1 protein-coding gene is annotated in these 1,075 nt (G+C 69.2%); it reads right to left on the bottom strand.

Annotated elements, in window-relative coordinates:
- The coding region (locus tag T328_RS35950) for an ISAzo13 family transposase (RefSeq protein ID WP_496500474.1) at window positions 1-961 on the bottom strand (961 nt) is incomplete at its 3' end.
- Window positions 962-1,075: the final 114 nt, after the last annotated feature.

Genomic DNA, 1,075 nt, shown 5'->3' with positions numbered 1-1,075 from the left:
GGCCCGCCAGGCGGCGCGCGCCTTCCATGGTGTGGCAGTCGGAGAGGATGTCCCACCACATCGCGCGCGGGGCATGGGCGATGCCCTGCGGGTCGCTGTTCGAGCCCCCGGCGTCCGCGGTGATCAGCAGGCGGCTGGCCTGCGGGTAGTCGTGCCGGCCACGCTCGTGCCACCAGCGGCGGATCGAGGAGGCGGCAAACACGGCAGTGTTGTGGTCAGTGCCGACGTTGACCCAGCCGGAGTTCGCCGTCATGTCGTAGATTCCGTACGGGATCACCGCGTCCACGTGCGGCCCGGCGAAGAAGCTGTGATCCTCGACCGCGAGCGGCTGCTTGCCCGGCCGCCACTCCCGCCCGGACATGGGCAGCAGCCCGATCTGTTCCTTCTTCTTGGCATCCACACTGATCACCGGCTCGCCTGCGGCCTGGTGGTCCTTGACCTGCTCGTTGATGTGACGGAACTGCGCGTCCCGGTCGGGGTGTTGCTCACCTTCAAGGATCTTGGCGGTGCCCTGCAGGCTGAACCCGTTCTCCTTCAGCAGGCGGCCAACCGTGGGTGCGGTCACCCGGTGCCCTTGACGGGACAATTCGGCCGCCAGATGCCGTAGCGACTTCGTCGTCCACCGCAGCGGCGACATCGGGTCCCCGCGCTCGTCCGGCTCGACCAGCGCCATCAGCGCCGGGACCAGCTGAGGGTCGAGGGCATCGGCCCGCTTCCGGCCGCCGCCCAAGCGTCGTACCCGCCCCTCGGGCAGCGGCTCGGCCGCCGCGAGTTCGGCGATGCCCTTGCGGACCGTGGTCTCGCTGACCTGGGCAGTCCGGGCCGCCCAGCGGACGCCGCCATGCCCGAGGAGCCGGGCCTCGGTCGCCACAGCCAGCCTTCGCTGCCTCTCGTTCAGATGCGGGAGAAGCGCCTCGAAGCGCTGCACCAGCTGGCCCCTGACCGCCTCGGATACGCCCATGCCCCGCAAACGATCTACCAGTTGAGAAGCAACACGTTGTTTCTTGACAGCTTCGGTGGACGATGCAGGTCTGCACAACGGTGCGGGGCCAGACGGTCTCCACCGCATCGGGCA

This window comes from Streptomyces sp. CNX435, from assembly GCF_059570575.1.
The sequence above is the reverse complement of the archived record's forward strand: the minus strand, read 5'-3'. Positions and strand labels throughout refer to the sequence as shown.